Raw genomic sequence first — 15,491 nt, 5'->3', positions numbered from 1 at the left:
CGCATTCTGCCTGACAGAATGCGGCGTTTTTATTGGGGCTGCTTCGCAGCCCAGCGCGGGGCAAGCCCGCTCACCACAGCAAGCCCACCCCGATTGGATTGGGTTAACGCAGGTTCAGGCTGAACCCCACCCGCGTCAACCACTCGGCTTCCTGGGCAAAATCCGCCTGGGTCAGCTGGTTTTCATCCAGCCAGCCTTTCGGGAACACCACATCCAGGCTGTCGCCGTCGGCGCGCAGCGTCACCTGGGGCATTTCCTGGGTACCACGGATGTGGTGGAACAGGATCGCAAAGCGCAGCAACACACACAGGCGGATCAGCTTGATGCCTTCGTCACCGAATTCAGCGAATTTGTCCTTGGGGATGTTACGGCGATGGCCGCGCACCAGCAGGGCGAGCATTTGCTGGTCTTCGCGGGAAAAACCGGCCAGGTCCGAGTGTTCGATCAGGTAGGCGCCGTGCTTGTGGTAATGATAGTGGGCGATGTCCAGGCCCACTTCATGCACCTTGGCGGCCCAGCCCAGCAACTCGCGCCAGACGCCGTCTTCCAGGTCCCAGTCCTCGGCCACCTGGTCGAAGGCGTGCAGGGCTTTGCGCTCCACACGGGCGGCTTGTTCCAGGTCGACGTGGTAACGCTCCATCAACGAGGTGAGCGTGCGCTCACGCACGTCTTCGTGGTGGTGGCGGCCCAGCAGGTCATAAAGCACGCCTTCGCGCAGGGCGCCGTCACAGTGGTCCATGCGTTGCAACTCAAGGGCGTCGAAGATCGCTTCGAGAATCGCCAGGCCGGCCGGGAAAATGGTGCGACGATCGGGCTTGATACCGTCGAAGTCGATTTTCTCGGCGTCCCCCAACTTGAACAGTTTGCGCTTGAGCCATGCCAGGCCTTCGGCATTTACTTCGCCAGTGCCGTGGCCGCCGGCTTTCAGGGCCAGGCCGATGGCGCGGATGGTGCCGGACGAACCGATGGCTTCGTCCCAGGTCAGGCGGTGCAGGGCGTGCTCGATGCTCATGATCTCCAGCCGCGCCGCCGTATAGGCCTGGGCGTAGCGCGCTGGGGTGATCTTGCCGTCCTTGAAGTAACGTTGGGTGTAGCTGACGCAACCCATCTGCAGGCTTTCGCGCAGCAAGGGCTCGAATCTTTGCCCAATGATGAATTCGGTACTGCCGCCGCCGATGTCGGCGACCAGGCGTTTGCCGGGGGTGTCGGCCAGGGTGTGGGACACGCCTAGATAGATCAGGCGCGCTTCTTCACGACCGGAGATGACTTCGACGGGATGCCCAAGGATCTCCTCGGCGCGGCGTATGAATTCGCCACGGTTGCGGGCTTCGCGCAACGCGTTGGTGCCGACGATTCGCACGGCACCCAGGGGCATGCCGTTGATCAACTGGGCAAATCGCTTCAGGCAATCGAGCCCACGCTGCATGGACTCTTCATTGAGCTGGCGCTCGTCGTCGATGCCGGCAGCCAGTTGTACTTTTTCGCCGAGCCGCTCAAGGATGCGGATTTCGCCGTTCTGGGCCTTGGCCACGACCATGTGAAAGCTGTTGGAGCCCAGGTCGATGGCGGCGATCAGGGACAGATTCTTGGCTTGGGATTGCGGCATGGTAAGGGGGTCTCGGTCGATAACCCAGCCATCGTGCCACGATCGACCTTTGGTGCCAACGCGTACGGCTTCGGTAATTTTCCTGCGGGTGTCTATGAGGAATTCTTGGGGGATATGTAGGGAGGGTTTCTAAGTTGAAAGAAAAGTGGTGGTTGTCTTTGTAGGAGTTATTAACGATTGATTGTAGTTGTGGTGTTTACGACTTTGCCTACAACGTGGAGATTAATAGCTTGTCGGAATTGACTTTAAACCTACTCGGCACTTAGGTTCGGCCCACTTTTTATTTTTACGCCTCCCACAAATATTGGCGTGTTCTCTGATTCATTAATTAGGTGCCAACGCTACAGACTGTCATCCGGCAATTTTGCCGTGGTGTTATTTATTTATGGTCAGAGTTTTCGGCTGTCGTAAATGCACCTACTCATTACAGATGACAGGTTGAATATGAAAAAAATGCTTGGTGTGACAGTGGGTGCTCTTTGCTTGGCCGCAAGTATTGGGGCCCACGCAGCTGATGTTGCTGAACTGATTGTACGAGGGACTATCAAACCGGTGGCTTGCAACCTTAGCCTCGCCGGTAGCGGCATCGTCGATTACCAGACAATTCCCGCCTCAAGCCTGTCACCGACGAACTTCACTCCTCTTGCCGCGAAAACGGTGAGCTTGAACATCAGTTGCGGCCAATCGCCGGCGCAGTTTCGAGTGGCGCTAAGCGACCTGAAATCCGCCAGCAAGGTGGCAGGCATCCTCGGTGCCGGGTTCACCGAGGCGCAGAACTACGGCCTGGGACTCGCCAATAACAAGCGTACCGGTGGGTACTCCGTTACTCTCAAAAACCTGCAATCGTCCAGCGGGGCCCTGAACCCTATCATGCGCACCAGCCAGGGGGCGGCCTGGCAGAACAGTGACGGTAAAGTCGCCCAATCGCCTGCCCAGTATTCGTGGCGTAGCGGTACCACTGCGGTACCTGCATCCATCACCAGTCTTACAGGCACGCTTGAAGTGAAAGCCGTTATCAACCGCACGAACGATTTGGACCTGACCCGTGATGTAACGCTGGATGGTCGCACCAGTCTGTCAGTGGATTACATCTAAGTACGTCATTAATGGCCGACATGAACGCAAAGATACTTACCTCTCTTTGTTAAGTGTCGGCTGTTTTGATGTGTGCGTTTGTTGGTGTTCGACTTTATGGTTGTGGGGAAAATCGGTGAATGCTCTATCAATAATCCTGAAGTCGTTGTTGCGCTATATAAGCTTGTGCCTTTTTTTGTGTGGTATGGCAGTAGCGGACGGAATGCAACCGGAAACAACCGTTGTCATTCTGAATGAGGAAGAGGGTGAGGCGACACTTAATGTTAAAAATACGGACCCTGGCCCTGCGTTACTTCATTCGGTCATACAAAACATACCGGAAGACCTGGAACCTTTGTTGATTGTGACGCCCCCGATTACTCGGGTCGAAGCGGGTGACACTCAACTGGTGCGCTTCATCAGTACTACGAAGAAACCGCTCAAGACCCAGCGCCTGAAACGGGTTTCATTTGAAGGTATCCCCGAGGCACGTGCTCCCGGCGGTGCGACCATTGGTATCACTCTGCGCCAAAGCCTGCCATTGATCCTGCACCCTAAGGGCTTGCCCAGGCATGATGCGCCCTGGCAGTTGCTGACCTGGAAGCGTGAAGGGGATCAGTTGAAGGTCCACAACAACAGCGCCTACGTCGTACGCCTGGGGATGGAAGTACAACTGCACCCGCAGGCAAGCTTGGCAACGTTGCCGCGAACCTACATCCTGCCGGGCGAAGTGCTGACGCTCGCGTCGGCCGGCTCGCTGGCGAGAGTGATGGCCGTGGAGATTCATCCGGCCACGGTCTATGGGTTTACGGTGGACAATTACCGCGCGCCCGTTACGGCTGATGCGGATTGACGGGCCTATGAAAAAGATCAGGCATACCCGTCGTTCTGCCAATAGCGTGCCGAACAATGTTTCCCAGCTTCATTCCAGAATTTTGCTGGGGCTCGCGACGCTCTGGAGTCTGCCAGGCACCAGCGCAGCGGTTGGGCTGGGGCAGGGTTTTGACGTGGCCGCGTTGACCTCCCTCGGGATTGATCCGCAGGTGTCTGAATACTTTCGCAGCGCAGCGCGCTTTCGTGAAGGTGTCCATGTGGTCGGACTGCGAGTCAATGGCACTCCGTTGGGATTGGTTGACGCCCGTTTCGATTACCAGGGGCAGTTGTGCTTCACCCCCGCGTTGCTGGCAAAGGCCGGTCTGGTTACTCCGTCCAGGCTTCTGCGCGAGGGCATCACCCCTGACCAGGCCTGCCATGATTTCGTTGGCGAATACCCCGCGACCATGGTGCGGCTGCGCCCCAGCAGCGACGAAGTCACCCTGGTGGTGCCGACCCAGTCCCTGCGTGCGCCGGAGTGGGAGGGCGGGAGTTTTTCCGAGGGTGGCGCGGCCGCCATCTTCAACTACGACATATTGGGTTTCGATACCCACTCGCGCAGTGGGTCAAGTCGCTTCGTATCGGCCTATACCGAGGCGGGATTCAATCTGGGTAATTGGATTGTGCGTAGCCGCCAGTTTTATGTCTCCGACAATGGCGAGATGCGCACCGAACAGGTGAACGCCTATGCCCAGCGTGATATCGCGGCGTTGCAGTCGACGTTCCAGGTGGGGCAGATTTCCAGCAATAACCCGATTTTTGGCGGTGTACAACTCACAGGCTTGCAGTTCTCTCCGGACGGCCAGCAGCGCAGTGGTACGGGCGACAGCAACGTTGTGGTTGAAGGGCTGGCTCAAAGCCAGTCGCGGGTCGAGGTTCGTCAATCAGGTGCATTGATCCATTCCACCCTGGTACCGGAAGGTCCGTTCAGGCTGACCGGTTTGCCGTTGCTGAACAGCACCAGCGATCTCGACGTGAGCGTGATTGACGTGCGTGGGGCAAAGCGCAGTTTTGTGGTGCCCGCTGCGTCCTTTCGGGGTGGGGCTCCGATCGAGCCGGGATATTACTTTTCCCTCGGCAAGGTGCGTGAAACGTCCATCGACAACCAGGACTCACCAGTGGTCGCCATGGGCAGCGGCACCTGGGGGCTGGGCCAGCGCTCGTCGCTGGGCTTCGGTTTGCTGAGTACCGACGAGTACCAGTCGGCCGGCGGATCACTGAGCAGTGTGTTTTTCCATCAGATGACCGTGGGCGTGCGTCATAACCTGTCCCGTGATGCTCAAGATGAAGTGGGTGGCGCGCGTAGCACGCTATCTTTGGGAGCTCCTCTATTCGCCAATCTTGATATCAACCTGAGCGCTTCGGCACAGACTCGCGGCTACCGTGAGGTACTGGACGCCGGCCAGGCGTCGCGGGGGTACAACCTCGATGCGCGTTTCAAGCGCCAGTACACGGCAGGGTTGAACTGGGCGGACCCGTCCTTGGGCGGCTTCTCCTTCGGTTTTACCCGCAATTCGCAATTCGACGGGCAATCCAACGATCACCTCTTTGCCTCGTGGAACAACACGTTCAACGGCGTGGGTGTTGCACTGATTGCCGACGCCCAGGTAGGAGCGACCGAGCCTCGGCGCCTGGACCCGGCTCGGGGCAGTCGCCGCGACGATCGGCTGGATGAGGGCACGTCTGTCAGGCTGCAGGTCACGGTGCCACTCGGGGCCGATCGGAGTATGAGCACTTACATCAGTCGTCGAGGTGACCGGCTGGATGCCGGCACCGCCCTCAGCGAGCGGGTCAACGACTATGTGAACTACGAGGTCGGTGTTGATCGGGACGTGAAAGAGCGCGAGCAAAGTGTGCGCGGTCGTGTGGACGCCTTACCGCTGTATACCCGCGTGAGCTTGGGTATCGACCGCGATCCGTCGAACACCAACTATTCCGGCCAACTGCAAGGCGGCATCGTAGCCCATGCGCGCGGGGTAACCTTCTCGCCGTATGCGGTGCATGACACCTTTGGCATTGTTTCGGTGGGCGATATCGGGACGGCCAAGGTTTCGACGCCCCAAGGACCGGTATGGACCGATTTCAGCGGCCAGGCGGTGATCCCCGGGCTGCAGGCCTACAGCAACAACCATCTGCAGGTGCAGACCCAGTCGCTGCCCAAGCGCGTCGACTTGAAGAACGGCACCAAGGTGCTCGCTGCCGGTCGGGGTTCAGTCAATATTCTCAACTTTGATGTGGTGAAAGTCCGTCGTCTGTTGCTTGAAGCCCAGGACGAACAGGGCCGGCCACTGCCTCAAGGCGCCGCAGTGTTCGGTCAGGACAACACCTTTGTGACCAGTGTGGTGGGTGACGGCATGATTTTCCTCAGCAATATCGATGGCCCTCAAACCTTGAAGGTTTCACTGCCGGATTCGCAATCCTGCCTGCTGCAAGTCAACCCGGAGCAAGAGCCTGACGATGACAAACTCTATGAAACCGCACCGGTGGTCTGCCATGTTCGCTAAGCGCAGGAACCTGTGGCTGTTGTGGGTGGCCCTTGTGGCGACCCAGGTGCAGGCTGAAAACTGCCGGATGACCCTGAGTGAGCCCCGTGTCGACTATGGTGTGATTCGCCCAGCGCAAGCTTCCTCCAGCAGGGCGCTAATGACGCTGGACACACCGCGCACGCTGCACTTGAGCGTGCTTTGCACGGACCCTTCGGCGATGTCGCTGCGTTTCAACGGTGCAGCCGCCGATGCCCAGGGCTTCCAGTTTGGTCGACAGGGACGTTTTACCTTGAACCTGAGGCAGGCTCAGGTCGACGGCAGGCCGGTATCGTGGCAGTCCGATGACACCTCCAGCGGACAGTTGCTACCGGGGCGTATGTTGTATGCAAGCGTAGGCGGTACGCCGGTGACGGGCCGTCGGCTGACAGCCCAGGTGGAGGTCGCGGTTCAACTGCCGGCCAATGCCCTCGCGGTGACTCGTGAGACGCTGCTGGAAGGCCATGGCCAATTCGAACTGGTCAGCCCGGCTGTTCCGTAGAACCAATGAAATTGGCCAGCTCGGCGGTTTGCGGGCTAGCGAACAACACTTTGGGGTCACCCACCTCATGCACCTTGCCCTGGTGCATGAACACCAGCTTGTCGCCGACTTCACGGGCGAAGCGCATTTCGTGGGTCACCATGATCAGGGTCATGCCGTCCTTGGCCAGTTGGCGCACCACGCTGAGCACTTCATTGACCAGTTCCGGGTCGAGGGCCGAGGTGATTTCGTCGCACAGCAGCACCTTGGGTGACATGGCCAGGGCGCGTGCAATCGCCACGCGTTGTTGCTGTCCACCGGACAGGCGATCGGGAAAGGCGTCGAACTTTTCGCCCAGCCCGACGCGCTCCAGCATTTGCCTGGCCAACTGGGCCGCCTTGGCCTTCGGCACTTTCTGCACCACTTGCGGCGCGAGCATGACGTTTTCGCCGACGGTCAGGTGCGGGAACAGGTTGAATTGCTGGAACACCATGCCGACTTTCTGCCGCAGGCTGCGCAGGTCGGCGCGGGCGGCGTCGAGGTATTCGCCATCGACTTCGATCACGCCGTCGTTGATCGACTCCAGGCCGTTGAGGGTACGCAGCAAAGTGGATTTGCCCGAACCGCTACGGCCGATGATCGCCACCACCTGGCCTTCTTCAACGGTCAGGTCGATGCCTTTGAGTACATGGTGATCGCCGTAATACTTATGCAGGGCGGAAATTCTAAGCAGAGGCATGCAGTCTCCTTTCCAGGTAGCGCGCACTGAGGGACAAGGGGTAGCAGAGCAAAAAGTAACCAAGGGCCACCAGGCCGTAGACCATGAAGGGCTCAAAGGTCGCGTTGGCGAGCATGCCGCCGGTCTTGGTCAGTTCGGTAAAGCCGATGATCGAGGTCACGGCGGTGCCTTTGACCACCTGCACCGAAAACCCCACGGTGGGCGCGACGGCAATCCGCAGCGCTTGGGGCAGGATCACGTAGCGCAGTTGCTCAAGCGGGTTAAGTGCAAGGCTGGCCGAAGCTTCCCATTGCCCGTGGGCGATGGAGTCGACGCAGCCCCGCCAGATTTCGGCGAGGTAGGCGCTGGTGAACAACGTCAGGGCAATTGCCGCCGCCAGCCAGGGCGAGATATCCACGCCGAGCAGGGCGATGCCGAAAAACACCAGGAACAGCTGCATCAACAGCGGCGTACCCTGGAACAGTTCGATATAGGTGCGCGCAAGGTTGCGCGGGAACGCGTTGCGGCTGATGCGCATCGTCATCACCAGCAAACCGATCACCCCGCCACCGACAAACGCCACCAATGACAGCAGCAAGGTCCACTGCAGGCCTGTAGCCAGGTTGCGCACGATGTCCCAGAACGAAAAATCACTCATCGGCTGTTCCTCATCACGAAGCGGCGGCCGATCCAGTTGAGCAACTGGCGAATCATCAGCGCCATGCACAGATACACCAGGGTGGTCAGGGCATAGGTTTCAAAGGCGCGGAAGTTGCGCGACTGGATGAAGTTGGCGGCAAAACTGAGTTCTTCCGTGGCGATCTGCGAGCACACCGCCGAACCGAGCATCACGATGATGATCTGGCTGCTCAGGGCCGGCCACACCTTGCCCAACGCCGGCAGCAGGACTACGTGGCGGAAGGCTTCGAAGCGCGTCATGGCCAGCGCGGCGGCGGCTTCCAGCTGCCCGCGCGGTATCGCTTGAATGCCGGCGCGGATGATTTCTGTGGAGTAGGCGCCCAGGTTGATCACCATCGCCAGCACCGCGGCTTGCCATTCGGTGATCTTCAGCCCCAGGGACGGCAGGCCGAAGAAGATGAAGAACAACTGCACCAGGAATGGCGTGTTGCGGATCAACTCGACATACACACCGAAGATCCACGCAAACGGCTGGATCTTCCACGCCCGCACCACGGCGCCAACGGTGCCCAGGGCCACGCCGAGGATAGCGCCGATGGCCGTCAGCTCCAGGGTGAACAGCGCGCCGCGCAACAGCAGGTCGGTATTGGCCAGCACCGGCACGAAGTCAAATTGATACGCCATGAGTCAGCTCCGTCGTTTCAGAGATCGGCGGGCAGTGGCTCTTTAAGCCATTGCAGTGCGTTCTTTTCCAGGCTGCCATCGGCCTTGGCCGCGACCAGGATCTGGTTGACCTTCTCCAGCAGTGCCGGCTCGTTCTTGTTCACGCCCACGTACACCGGCGAATCCTTGAGCTTCACTTTCAGCGCGGGCACGCGTTTCGGGTTGCGTTCGCTGATCGCCACCATCACCACGTTACCGCTGGCGATCAGGTCGACCTGGCCGGCCAAGTAGGCGGCGATGGTCGAGTTGTTATCTTCGAAACGCTTGATCGTGGCTTCCTTGGGCGCGACGGCGGTCAGCTCGATGTCTTCAATGGCGCCACGGGTCACGCTGATGGTCTTGCCCTTGAGGTCGTCGGTGCTGCTGACGGCCGCTTCAGACGGGCCGAACACGGCCAGGTAGAACGGTGCATAGGCCTTGGAGAAGTCGATGACCTTTTCCCGCTCGGCGTTCTTGCCCAGGCTGGAGATCACCAGGTCGACCTTGCCGGTGGTGAGGAAGGGAATGCGGTTGGTGCTGTTGACTGGGGTGAGTTCCAGCTTGACCTTGAGCTGGTCGGCCAGCAGCTTGGCGGTGTCGATGTCCAGGCCGCGGGGCTTCATGTCGGGTCCGACCGAGCCGAACGGCGGGAAGTCCTGAGGCACGGCGACCTTGAGGGTGCCACGGGCGACGATGTCGTCCAGACCGTTGGCCTGGGCGGGTGCCTGGCTCAGCATCAGGCTGGCAAACAGGGCAGTAAGCAGGGCGCTGTAGCGCTTGGTCATGGCAACTCTCCGAGAAGGGCGAAGGAATTTTCTGGATTTGCTCAGTGCACAGCCCATGCCATCACGCTCAATAACGCTTGAAAGCCAGGCACCCATTGCGTTTTGGTGGTCGGACTGGTCTGAACAGTTCGCGGACTTTTCGCACCCTTTTCGAGCGCCGACAAAACCCCGCGAGCCCCTTTGGGGCGTGGCTTGCCGCCGGCTTCGAATAGCTTTACAACTAGCCGCTCAGTTGACTGGAACCTTGAGTTTTCTATGAATTCCATCGCCCAAGCCGTACCGGAAGCGGCCCTGCAGGCCATCCGCAAACTGATCAAGGAGCAAGGCTTCGGGCCGGGCGATGCACTGCCGTCCCAACGCGACCTGGCGGTGCAGTTGGGCGTGAGCCGGGCGTCGTTGCGCGAGGCGTTGTCGTCCCTCAGCGCGCTGGGTGTGGTCAGTGTGCAGCCCGGCAAGGGCGTGTTCGTGCAGGCCGCGGAGGAATCGCCAGGGTTTGCCTGGCCCTTCGCGGCCCAGGCCACGCCACTGGATATCTTCCAACTGCGTTATGCCTTGGAAGGGTTCGCGGCGGGATTGGCGGCGGTGACGCTGACCCTTGATGAGCTGGACAGCCTGGAAGATAACGTCGAGGCCATGCGCAAGGTACTCAAGACTGGCGACTTCGAGGCGGCCGCCCGACTGGACTTCGAATTCCACCAGCGCATCCTGCTGGCCAGCGGTAATCAGGCCATGGTGAGCATCCTGAGTGCCAGCGCCGAGGTGTTCCTGGAGAGTCAGAAGCTACCGTTCATCCGGCCGGAGCGGGCCATGGAAACCTGGCAGGAACACCGCCGGATCCTGCGCGCCCTGGCTCGGCGCGCCAGTGCGGCGGCGCAGAAAACCATGCAGGAACACGTGCGCAATGCGGCGCTGCGTACAGGAATTGCCTTCGTGATTCCCGTCACGCCCTGAGTTGGGCTATACCCAAACTCATGCATCACCATAGCAAGACTCAATCAGAGGCGGCTTCCTGAACGGTGGAAGGGCGGCTATGATGGGCCACGTTTTTTTTGCTTACAATCCGGAGACATCCATGAGCAACGATCTTATCAAGCACGTCACCGACGCGACCTTTGAGGCCGAAGTACTCAAGGCTGCTGGCCCGGTGCTGGTTGACTACTGGGCTGAATGGTGTGGCCCTTGCAAAATGATCGCTCCAGTCCTGGACGACATTGCGACCACCTACGAAGGCAAGCTGACCATTGCCAAGCTGAACATCGACGACAACCAGGAAACCCCGGCCAAGCACGGCGTGCGTGGTATCCCGACCCTGATGCTGTTCAAGAACGGCAACGTCGAAGCGACCAAAGTAGGCGCGCTGTCGAAGTCTCAGCTGCAAGCTTTCCTCGACGCGAACATCTAAGCGTCGTCAAAAAAGCCCCGCAAATAGCGGGGCTTTTTCGTGAAACAGGGCTAGACGCTCCGAAACTCAGGTGGTACATTCGGCCCCGCACTGGTTTCTCCACTGCCCCCTGCATGCCGTCGCCGACGCACTCCTTTTCGATTAGTACGCGATCCTGTCGCCTTCTCCGCGGCGCGGCCTCATTAAGCCAAAAGCTTAATTTCCCCCCTCCATAAATGATTACGTCATTCCTATATGAATCTGACTGAACTCAAGCAAAAGCCGATTACCGACCTGCTCCAGCTGGCCGAAGAAATGGGCATAGAAAATATGGCCCGTTCGCGCAAGCAGGACGTGATTTTCTCCCTGCTGAAAAAGCACGCGAAAAGCGGCGAGGAAATCTCCGGTGATGGCGTGCTGGAGATTCTCCAGGACGGCTTCGGCTTCCTCCGCTCTGCTGACGCCTCCTATCTTGCCGGCCCAGACGATATCTACGTCTCGCCGAGCCAGATCCGTCGCTTCAACTTGCGCACCGGTGACACCATCGTTGGCAAGATCCGACCTCCGAAGGAAGGCGAGCGTTATTTCGCCCTGCTCAAGGTCGACACGATCAACTTCGATCGTCCCGAGAACGCGAAAAACAAGATTCTCTTCGAGAACCTGACCCCGCTGTTCCCGACCGTGCGCATGAAGATGGAAGCCGGCAACGGTTCCACCGAAGACCTGACCGGTCGTGTGATCGACCTGTGCGCCCCGATCGGCAAGGGCCAGCGTGGCCTGATCGTCGCACCGCCGAAAGCCGGTAAGACCATCATGCTGCAGAACATTGCAGCGAACATCGCGCGTAACAATCCTGAAGTTCACCTGATCGTGCTGTTGATCGATGAGCGTCCGGAAGAAGTGACCGAAATGCAGCGCACCGTGCGCGGCGAAGTGGTTGCCTCCACGTTCGATGAGCCGCCAACCCGCCACGTGCAGGTTGCCGAAATGGTGATCGAGAAGGCCAAGCGCCTGGTCGAACACAAGAAAGACGTGGTGATCCTGCTCGACTCCATCACCCGTCTGGCCCGTGCCTACAACACCGTGATCCCAAGCTCTGGCAAGGTATTGACCGGTGGTGTCGATGCCCACGCCCTGGAGAAACCGAAGCGTTTCTTCGGCGCCGCGCGGAACATCGAAGAAGGCGGCTCGCTGACCATTATCGCCACCGCACTGGTTGAAACCGGTTCGAAGATGGACGAAGTGATCTACGAAGAGTTCAAGGGTACCGGTAACATGGAACTGCCCCTGGACCGTCGCATTGCGGAAAAACGCGTGTTCCCGGCGATCAACATCAACCGTTCCGGCACTCGCCGCGAAGAGTTGCTGACCGCCGACGACGAACTGCAGCGCATGTGGATCCTGCGCAAGCTGCTGCACCCGATGGATGAAGTTGCAGCCATCGAGTTCCTGGTCGACAAGCTGAAAACCACCAAGACCAACGACGAGTTCTTCCTGTCGATGAAGCGTAAGTAATACGACGTTTCAGGTCCGAAAGAATGGCGCCCTCAGGGGCGCCATTTTTTTTCGCCTGCTTTTTAAGCGCCGTTGGCACCCAAATGCACCGCGATAAGCTGCCAGCGGCCGCCATAGCAGGTAGGATGTACGCCTATTTTACGGGTGGCATGGTTAATGAAATTCAAGGATCTTCGGGATTTCGTGCAGCAACTTGAGCAGCGCGGAGAGTTGAAACGTATCCAGATGCCGATTTCCCCGGTGCTGGAGATGACTGAGATTTGCGACCGTACCCTGCGTAACAAGGGTCCGGCGCTGCTGTTCGAGAACCCGACCGGCTTTGATATCCCGGTGCTCGGCAACCTGTTCGGCACGCCCGAGCGCGTGGCCTTTGGCATGGGCGCCGAGTCGGTCAGCGAGCTGCGCGAGATCGGCAAGCTGCTGGCCTTCCTCAAGGAGCCCGAGCCGCCCAAGGGGCTCAAGGACGCCTGGTCGAAGCTGCCCATCTTCCGCAAGATCATTGCCATGGCCCCCAAAGTGGTCAAGGACGCGGTGTGCCAGGAAGTAGTTATTGAAGGCGACGATGTCGACCTGTCCATGCTGCCGGTGCAAACCTGCTGGCCCGGCGATGTCGGCCCGTTGATCACTTGGGGCCTGACCGTCACCAAGGGCCCGAACAAGGACCGCCAGAACCTCGGTATCTACCGCCAGCAAGTGATCGGCCGCAATAAGGTGATCATGCGTTGGCTGAGCCACCGTGGCGGCGCGCTGGACTTCCGCGAATGGTGCGAAAAACACCCCGGCAAACCTTTCCCGGTCTCCGTGGCCCTGGGCGCCGACCCGGCCACCATCCTCGGCGCCGTGACCCCAGTGCCCGACAGCCTGTCCGAATACGCCTTCGCCGGCCTGCTGCGGGGTAACCGCACCGAGTTGGTGAAGTGCCGTGGCAACGACCTGCAAGTGCCGGCTACTGCCGAAATCATCCTTGAGGGTGTGATTCATCCGGGCGAAATGGCCGATGAAGGCCCTTACGGCGACCACACCGGCTACTACAACGAAGTCGACAGCTTCCCGGTGTTCACCGTCGAGCGCATCACCCACCGGATCAAACCGATTTACCACAGCACCTATACCGGCCGTCCGCCGGATGAGCCGGCGATTCTGGGCGTGGCACTCAACGAAGTGTTCGTGCCGATCCTGCAAAAGCAATTCCCGGAGATCACCGACTTCTACCTGCCGCCGGAAGGCTGCTCGTACCGCATGGCCATTGTGACCATGAAGAAGTCGTACCCAGGCCATGCCAAGCGGGTAATGCTCGGTGTGTGGTCGTTTTTGCGACAGTTCATGTATACCAAGTTCGTTATTGTCACCGACGACGACATCAATGCCCGCGACTGGAACGACGTGATCTGGGCCATCACCACGCGCATGGACCCCAAGCGCGACACGGTGATGATCGACAACACGCCGATCGACTACCTCGACTTCGCCTCGCCGGTGTCGGGCTTGGGTTCGAAGATGGGCCTGGACGCCACCCACAAGTGGCCGGGTGAAACCACCCGCGAATGGGGTCGGGTGATCGTCAAGGATGAAGCTGTCACCGCCCGTGTCGATGCGATCTGGAAAGAATTGGGAATAGATTGATGCGTGTAACCCTGCAACCTTCCGGCGCCGTGCTGGAGCTGGTCCCCGGCGAGCGAATCCTCGAAGGCGCGCGCCGCCTAGGGTACGAATGCCCTCAGGCCTGCCGCAACGGCGTGTGCCACGTGTGTGCCGCGCTGTTGGTAGAAGGCCGGGTGCAGCAAGCCGGGGAAGTGCGTGACCATGGTGAGTTCTACACCTGCATTGCCGAGCCGCTGGAAGATTGCGTGGTGTTGTGGGATGGCGTGCTGGCGCCGGGAGAGTTGCCGTTGCGCAAGTTGTCGTGCCAATTGAGTGAATGCGTCGAGGTCGGTGGCGATGTGTGGCGTGTGCGCCTGCGCGCGCCGGCCGGCAAGGCGGTGCGTTACCACGCCGGTCAGTACCTGATGATCGAGCGCGAGAACGGCGAGAAGTCGGCATTCTCCCTGGCCTCGGCACCCCATTCGGGGCGCGAGCTGGAGCTGCATGTGCTGGTGCGTGAAGACAGCGCGCGCAGCCTGCTGGAGCAACTGCAGCGCAACCAGATGGCCCGCATCGAGCTGCCTTTTGGTGATACCCACCTGGCCGAGCTGCCGGATGGGCCGCTGGTGTTGATCGCTGCTGGCACCGGCATGGCGCAGATGCACAGCCTCATCGAACATTGCCGCGCGTCCGGCTTCAAGCACCCGGTGCACCTGTACTGGGGCGTGCGTCGCCCGGAAGATTTCTACCAGATCGAACACTGGGACCAGTGGCTGCAACTGCCCAACCTGTTCCTGCACAAAGTTGTCAGTGACCTGTGCGGCTGGGAGGGGCGTTGCGGGTTGTTGCATGAAGCCGTGTGCGAAGACATCACCGACCTCAAGTCGGTACACGTCTACGCCAGCGGTTCACCGGCGATGATCTACGGCACGCTGGACGCGCTGGTCGAGGCTGGTATGGATGCGCACCAGATGCGTGCCGATGTATTTGCCTACGCGCCTCGGCCCTAAAAGCGTACGCCAGTCGTGACCATTGCGGCATTGAACCCCAGCAACACCAATTCCGCCGCCACCGGCCCGTAATGCGCGCCCACGGACGGAATGATCACCGGCGCCACGCCGAAACGGTTCAACGGGATCTTGTCGCGGTACTTGCCGCGATAACCCTGGATCGCCCCGCCCGTCAGCTTCAAATACACCGGATAGTCGGCCATGTCGTAGCGTTTTCCCGCATACGCATAGTACGAGCGCTGCCGGAACGAGTTGCGGAACGTCGCCCCGCCATACACAAAACCTGAGGCTTCATTGCGTTCCAGGCCAATCAAGTCCTGGTTATTGTTGTGCTCGGGGGCGGGCGCGAAATGCCGGGTGTAGACGCTGGTTTGCGCGTACCAGAAGCCTTTGTCGTCTTCGGTGACCGGCGCTTCACCCGCCAGGGCGGTGGTGGCCTGGGCCAGGAACAGCAGGCCAGGCAAGCGGAATTTTTTCATGGGTGCGACCTCGGTAGTCGATGTGATGGGCGGCTAGGTGGGTCGTGATCTGTGCGCCATTTTGACGGCTTGGCGTGTTCCCAGGCTGAACCGGGGCTGAAAGTAGCTGGATTGGCCCATGCAAT

The 15,491-nt window shown here is 59.9% G+C and carries 15 protein-coding genes; 9 read left to right on the top strand and 6 right to left on the bottom strand.

Annotated elements, in window-relative coordinates; genetic code table 11:
• Positions 1–103: 103 nt before the first annotated feature.
• On the bottom strand, positions 104–1,606 hold the full coding sequence (gene ppx / locus U367_RS0120560) for an exopolyphosphatase (protein ID WP_028618414.1): 1,503 nt from the start codon (positions 1,604–1,606) through the stop codon (positions 104–106).
• 444 nt (positions 1,607–2,050) lie between these two features.
• Between ppx and U367_RS0120555 the strand changes: the two genes are divergently transcribed.
• From U367_RS0120555 to U367_RS0120540, 4 genes are all read left to right on the top strand, one after another.
• Positions 2,051–2,701, top strand: a complete 651-nt coding sequence (locus U367_RS0120555; protein ID WP_028618413.1) for a DUF1120 domain-containing protein — start codon at positions 2,051–2,053, stop codon at positions 2,699–2,701.
• A 130-nt stretch (positions 2,702–2,831) separates the two neighbouring features.
• On the top strand, positions 2,832–3,533 hold the full coding sequence (locus tag U367_RS0120550) for a fimbria/pilus chaperone family protein (RefSeq protein ID WP_372514818.1): 702 nt from the start codon (positions 2,832–2,834) through the stop codon (positions 3,531–3,533).
• 7 nt (positions 3,534–3,540) lie between these two features.
• Positions 3,541–6,057 carry a fimbria/pilus outer membrane usher protein gene (locus tag U367_RS0120545; RefSeq protein WP_236639987.1) on the top strand — a complete coding sequence of 839 codons (2,517 nt, stop codon included), beginning with the start codon at positions 3,541–3,543 and terminating at the stop codon, positions 6,055–6,057.
• Complete coding sequence (locus U367_RS0120540) at positions 6,047–6,577, top strand: DUF1120 domain-containing protein (RefSeq protein ID WP_028618410.1); 531 nt, start codon at positions 6,047–6,049, stop codon at positions 6,575–6,577. Before U367_RS0120545 ends, U367_RS0120540 begins: the two co-directional genes overlap by 11 nt.
• On the opposite strand, the gene U367_RS0120535 is transcribed toward U367_RS0120540, so the two are convergent.
• Genes U367_RS0120535 through U367_RS0120520 form a run of 4 tightly spaced genes read right to left on the bottom strand, consistent with a single transcriptional unit; the run spans position 6,558 to position 9,400 of the window.
• On the bottom strand, positions 6,558–7,295 hold the full coding sequence (locus U367_RS0120535; protein WP_016978950.1) for an amino acid ABC transporter ATP-binding protein: 738 nt from the start codon (positions 7,293–7,295) through the stop codon (positions 6,558–6,560). The genes U367_RS0120540 and U367_RS0120535 overlap by 20 nt on opposite strands.
• Complete coding sequence (locus U367_RS0120530; protein ID WP_028618409.1) at positions 7,282–7,932, bottom strand: amino acid ABC transporter permease; 651 nt, start codon at positions 7,930–7,932, stop codon at positions 7,282–7,284. Before U367_RS0120530 ends, U367_RS0120535 begins: the two co-directional genes overlap by 14 nt.
• Positions 7,929–8,597, bottom strand: coding sequence for an amino acid ABC transporter permease (locus U367_RS0120525; RefSeq protein ID WP_028618408.1), 669 nt, complete (start codon positions 8,595–8,597; stop codon positions 7,929–7,931). Before U367_RS0120525 ends, U367_RS0120530 begins: the two co-directional genes overlap by 4 nt.
• Before the next feature lie 17 nt (positions 8,598–8,614).
• Complete coding sequence (locus tag U367_RS0120520; RefSeq protein WP_028618407.1) at positions 8,615–9,400, bottom strand: transporter substrate-binding domain-containing protein; 786 nt, start codon at positions 9,398–9,400, stop codon at positions 8,615–8,617.
• Positions 9,401–9,655: 255 nt separating this feature from the next.
• On the opposite strand from U367_RS0120520, the gene U367_RS0120515 reads away from it, so the two are divergent.
• The 5 genes from U367_RS0120515 (at position 9,656) to U367_RS0120495 (ending at position 14,887) form a co-directional block, all read left to right on the top strand.
• Positions 9,656–10,351, top strand: a complete 696-nt coding sequence (locus U367_RS0120515; RefSeq protein ID WP_028618406.1) for a FadR/GntR family transcriptional regulator — start codon at positions 9,656–9,658, stop codon at positions 10,349–10,351.
• A gap of 121 nt (positions 10,352–10,472) precedes the next feature.
• Positions 10,473–10,802, top strand: coding sequence for a thioredoxin TrxA (trxA, locus tag U367_RS0120510; protein WP_015886460.1), 330 nt, complete (start codon positions 10,473–10,475; stop codon positions 10,800–10,802).
• 234 nt (positions 10,803–11,036) lie between these two features.
• The gene (rho, locus tag U367_RS0120505; protein ID WP_016973082.1) at positions 11,037–12,296 is read left to right on the top strand and encodes a transcription termination factor Rho; all 1,260 of its coding nucleotides are present in this window, start codon (positions 11,037–11,039) and stop codon (positions 12,294–12,296) included.
• Positions 12,297–12,452: 156 nt separating this feature from the next.
• A complete protein-coding gene (gene ubiD, locus U367_RS0120500; protein WP_028618405.1) occupies positions 12,453–13,919 on the top strand; it encodes a 4-hydroxy-3-polyprenylbenzoate decarboxylase in 1,467 nt (488 codons plus the stop codon).
• Complete coding sequence (locus tag U367_RS0120495) at positions 13,919–14,887, top strand: CDP-6-deoxy-delta-3,4-glucoseen reductase (RefSeq protein ID WP_028618404.1); 969 nt, start codon at positions 13,919–13,921, stop codon at positions 14,885–14,887. Before ubiD ends, U367_RS0120495 begins: the two co-directional genes overlap by 1 nt.
• Here U367_RS0120495 and U367_RS0120490 read toward each other — a convergent pair.
• A complete protein-coding gene (locus tag U367_RS0120490; protein ID WP_028618403.1) occupies positions 14,884–15,366 on the bottom strand; it encodes a hypothetical protein in 483 nt (160 codons plus the stop codon). The genes U367_RS0120495 and U367_RS0120490 overlap by 4 nt on opposite strands.
• Between the last annotated feature and the right edge of the window lie 125 nt (positions 15,367–15,491).

The organism is Pseudomonas canadensis (genome assembly GCF_000503215.1).
GTDB classification, from domain to species: Bacteria; Pseudomonadota; Gammaproteobacteria; order Pseudomonadales; family Pseudomonadaceae; genus Aquipseudomonas; species Aquipseudomonas canadensis.
Note: the sequence above shows the minus strand (reverse complement) of the source record. Positions and strands in the feature narration are given on the sequence as shown.

What these genes read in the sequence shown, in the direction of transcription:
- U367_RS0120540 (WP_028618410.1), top strand. Translation starts at nt 6,047, where the DNA reads ATGTTCGCTAAGCGCAGGAACCTGTGGCTGTTGTGGGTGGCCCTTGTG.
- ubiD (WP_028618405.1), top strand. Translation starts at nt 12,453, where the DNA reads ATGAAATTCAAGGATCTTCGGGATTTCGTGCAGCAACTTGAGCAGCGC.
- U367_RS0120515 (WP_028618406.1), top strand. Translation starts at nt 9,656, where the DNA reads ATGAATTCCATCGCCCAAGCCGTACCGGAAGCGGCCCTGCAGGCCATC.
- U367_RS0120535 (WP_016978950.1), bottom strand. Translation starts at nt 7,295, where the DNA reads ATGCCTCTGCTTAGAATTTCCGCCCTGCATAAGTATTACGGCGATCAC.
- U367_RS0120530 (WP_028618409.1), bottom strand. Translation starts at nt 7,932, where the DNA reads ATGAGTGATTTTTCGTTCTGGGACATCGTGCGCAACCTGGCTACAGGC.
- trxA (WP_015886460.1), top strand. Translation starts at nt 10,473, where the DNA reads ATGAGCAACGATCTTATCAAGCACGTCACCGACGCGACCTTTGAGGCC.
- rho (WP_016973082.1), top strand. Translation starts at nt 11,037, where the DNA reads ATGAATCTGACTGAACTCAAGCAAAAGCCGATTACCGACCTGCTCCAG.
- ppx (WP_028618414.1), bottom strand. Translation starts at nt 1,606, where the DNA reads ATGCCGCAATCCCAAGCCAAGAATCTGTCCCTGATCGCCGCCATCGAC.
- U367_RS0120555 (WP_028618413.1), top strand. Translation starts at nt 2,051, where the DNA reads ATGAAAAAAATGCTTGGTGTGACAGTGGGTGCTCTTTGCTTGGCCGCA.
- U367_RS0120520 (WP_028618407.1), bottom strand. Translation starts at nt 9,400, where the DNA reads ATGACCAAGCGCTACAGCGCCCTGCTTACTGCCCTGTTTGCCAGCCTG.
- U367_RS0120495 (WP_028618404.1), top strand. Translation starts at nt 13,919, where the DNA reads ATGCGTGTAACCCTGCAACCTTCCGGCGCCGTGCTGGAGCTGGTCCCC.
- U367_RS0120490 (WP_028618403.1), bottom strand. Translation starts at nt 15,366, where the DNA reads ATGAAAAAATTCCGCTTGCCTGGCCTGCTGTTCCTGGCCCAGGCCACC.
- U367_RS0120525 (WP_028618408.1), bottom strand. Translation starts at nt 8,597, where the DNA reads ATGGCGTATCAATTTGACTTCGTGCCGGTGCTGGCCAATACCGACCTG.
- U367_RS0120545 (WP_236639987.1), top strand. Translation starts at nt 3,541, where the DNA reads ATGAAAAAGATCAGGCATACCCGTCGTTCTGCCAATAGCGTGCCGAAC.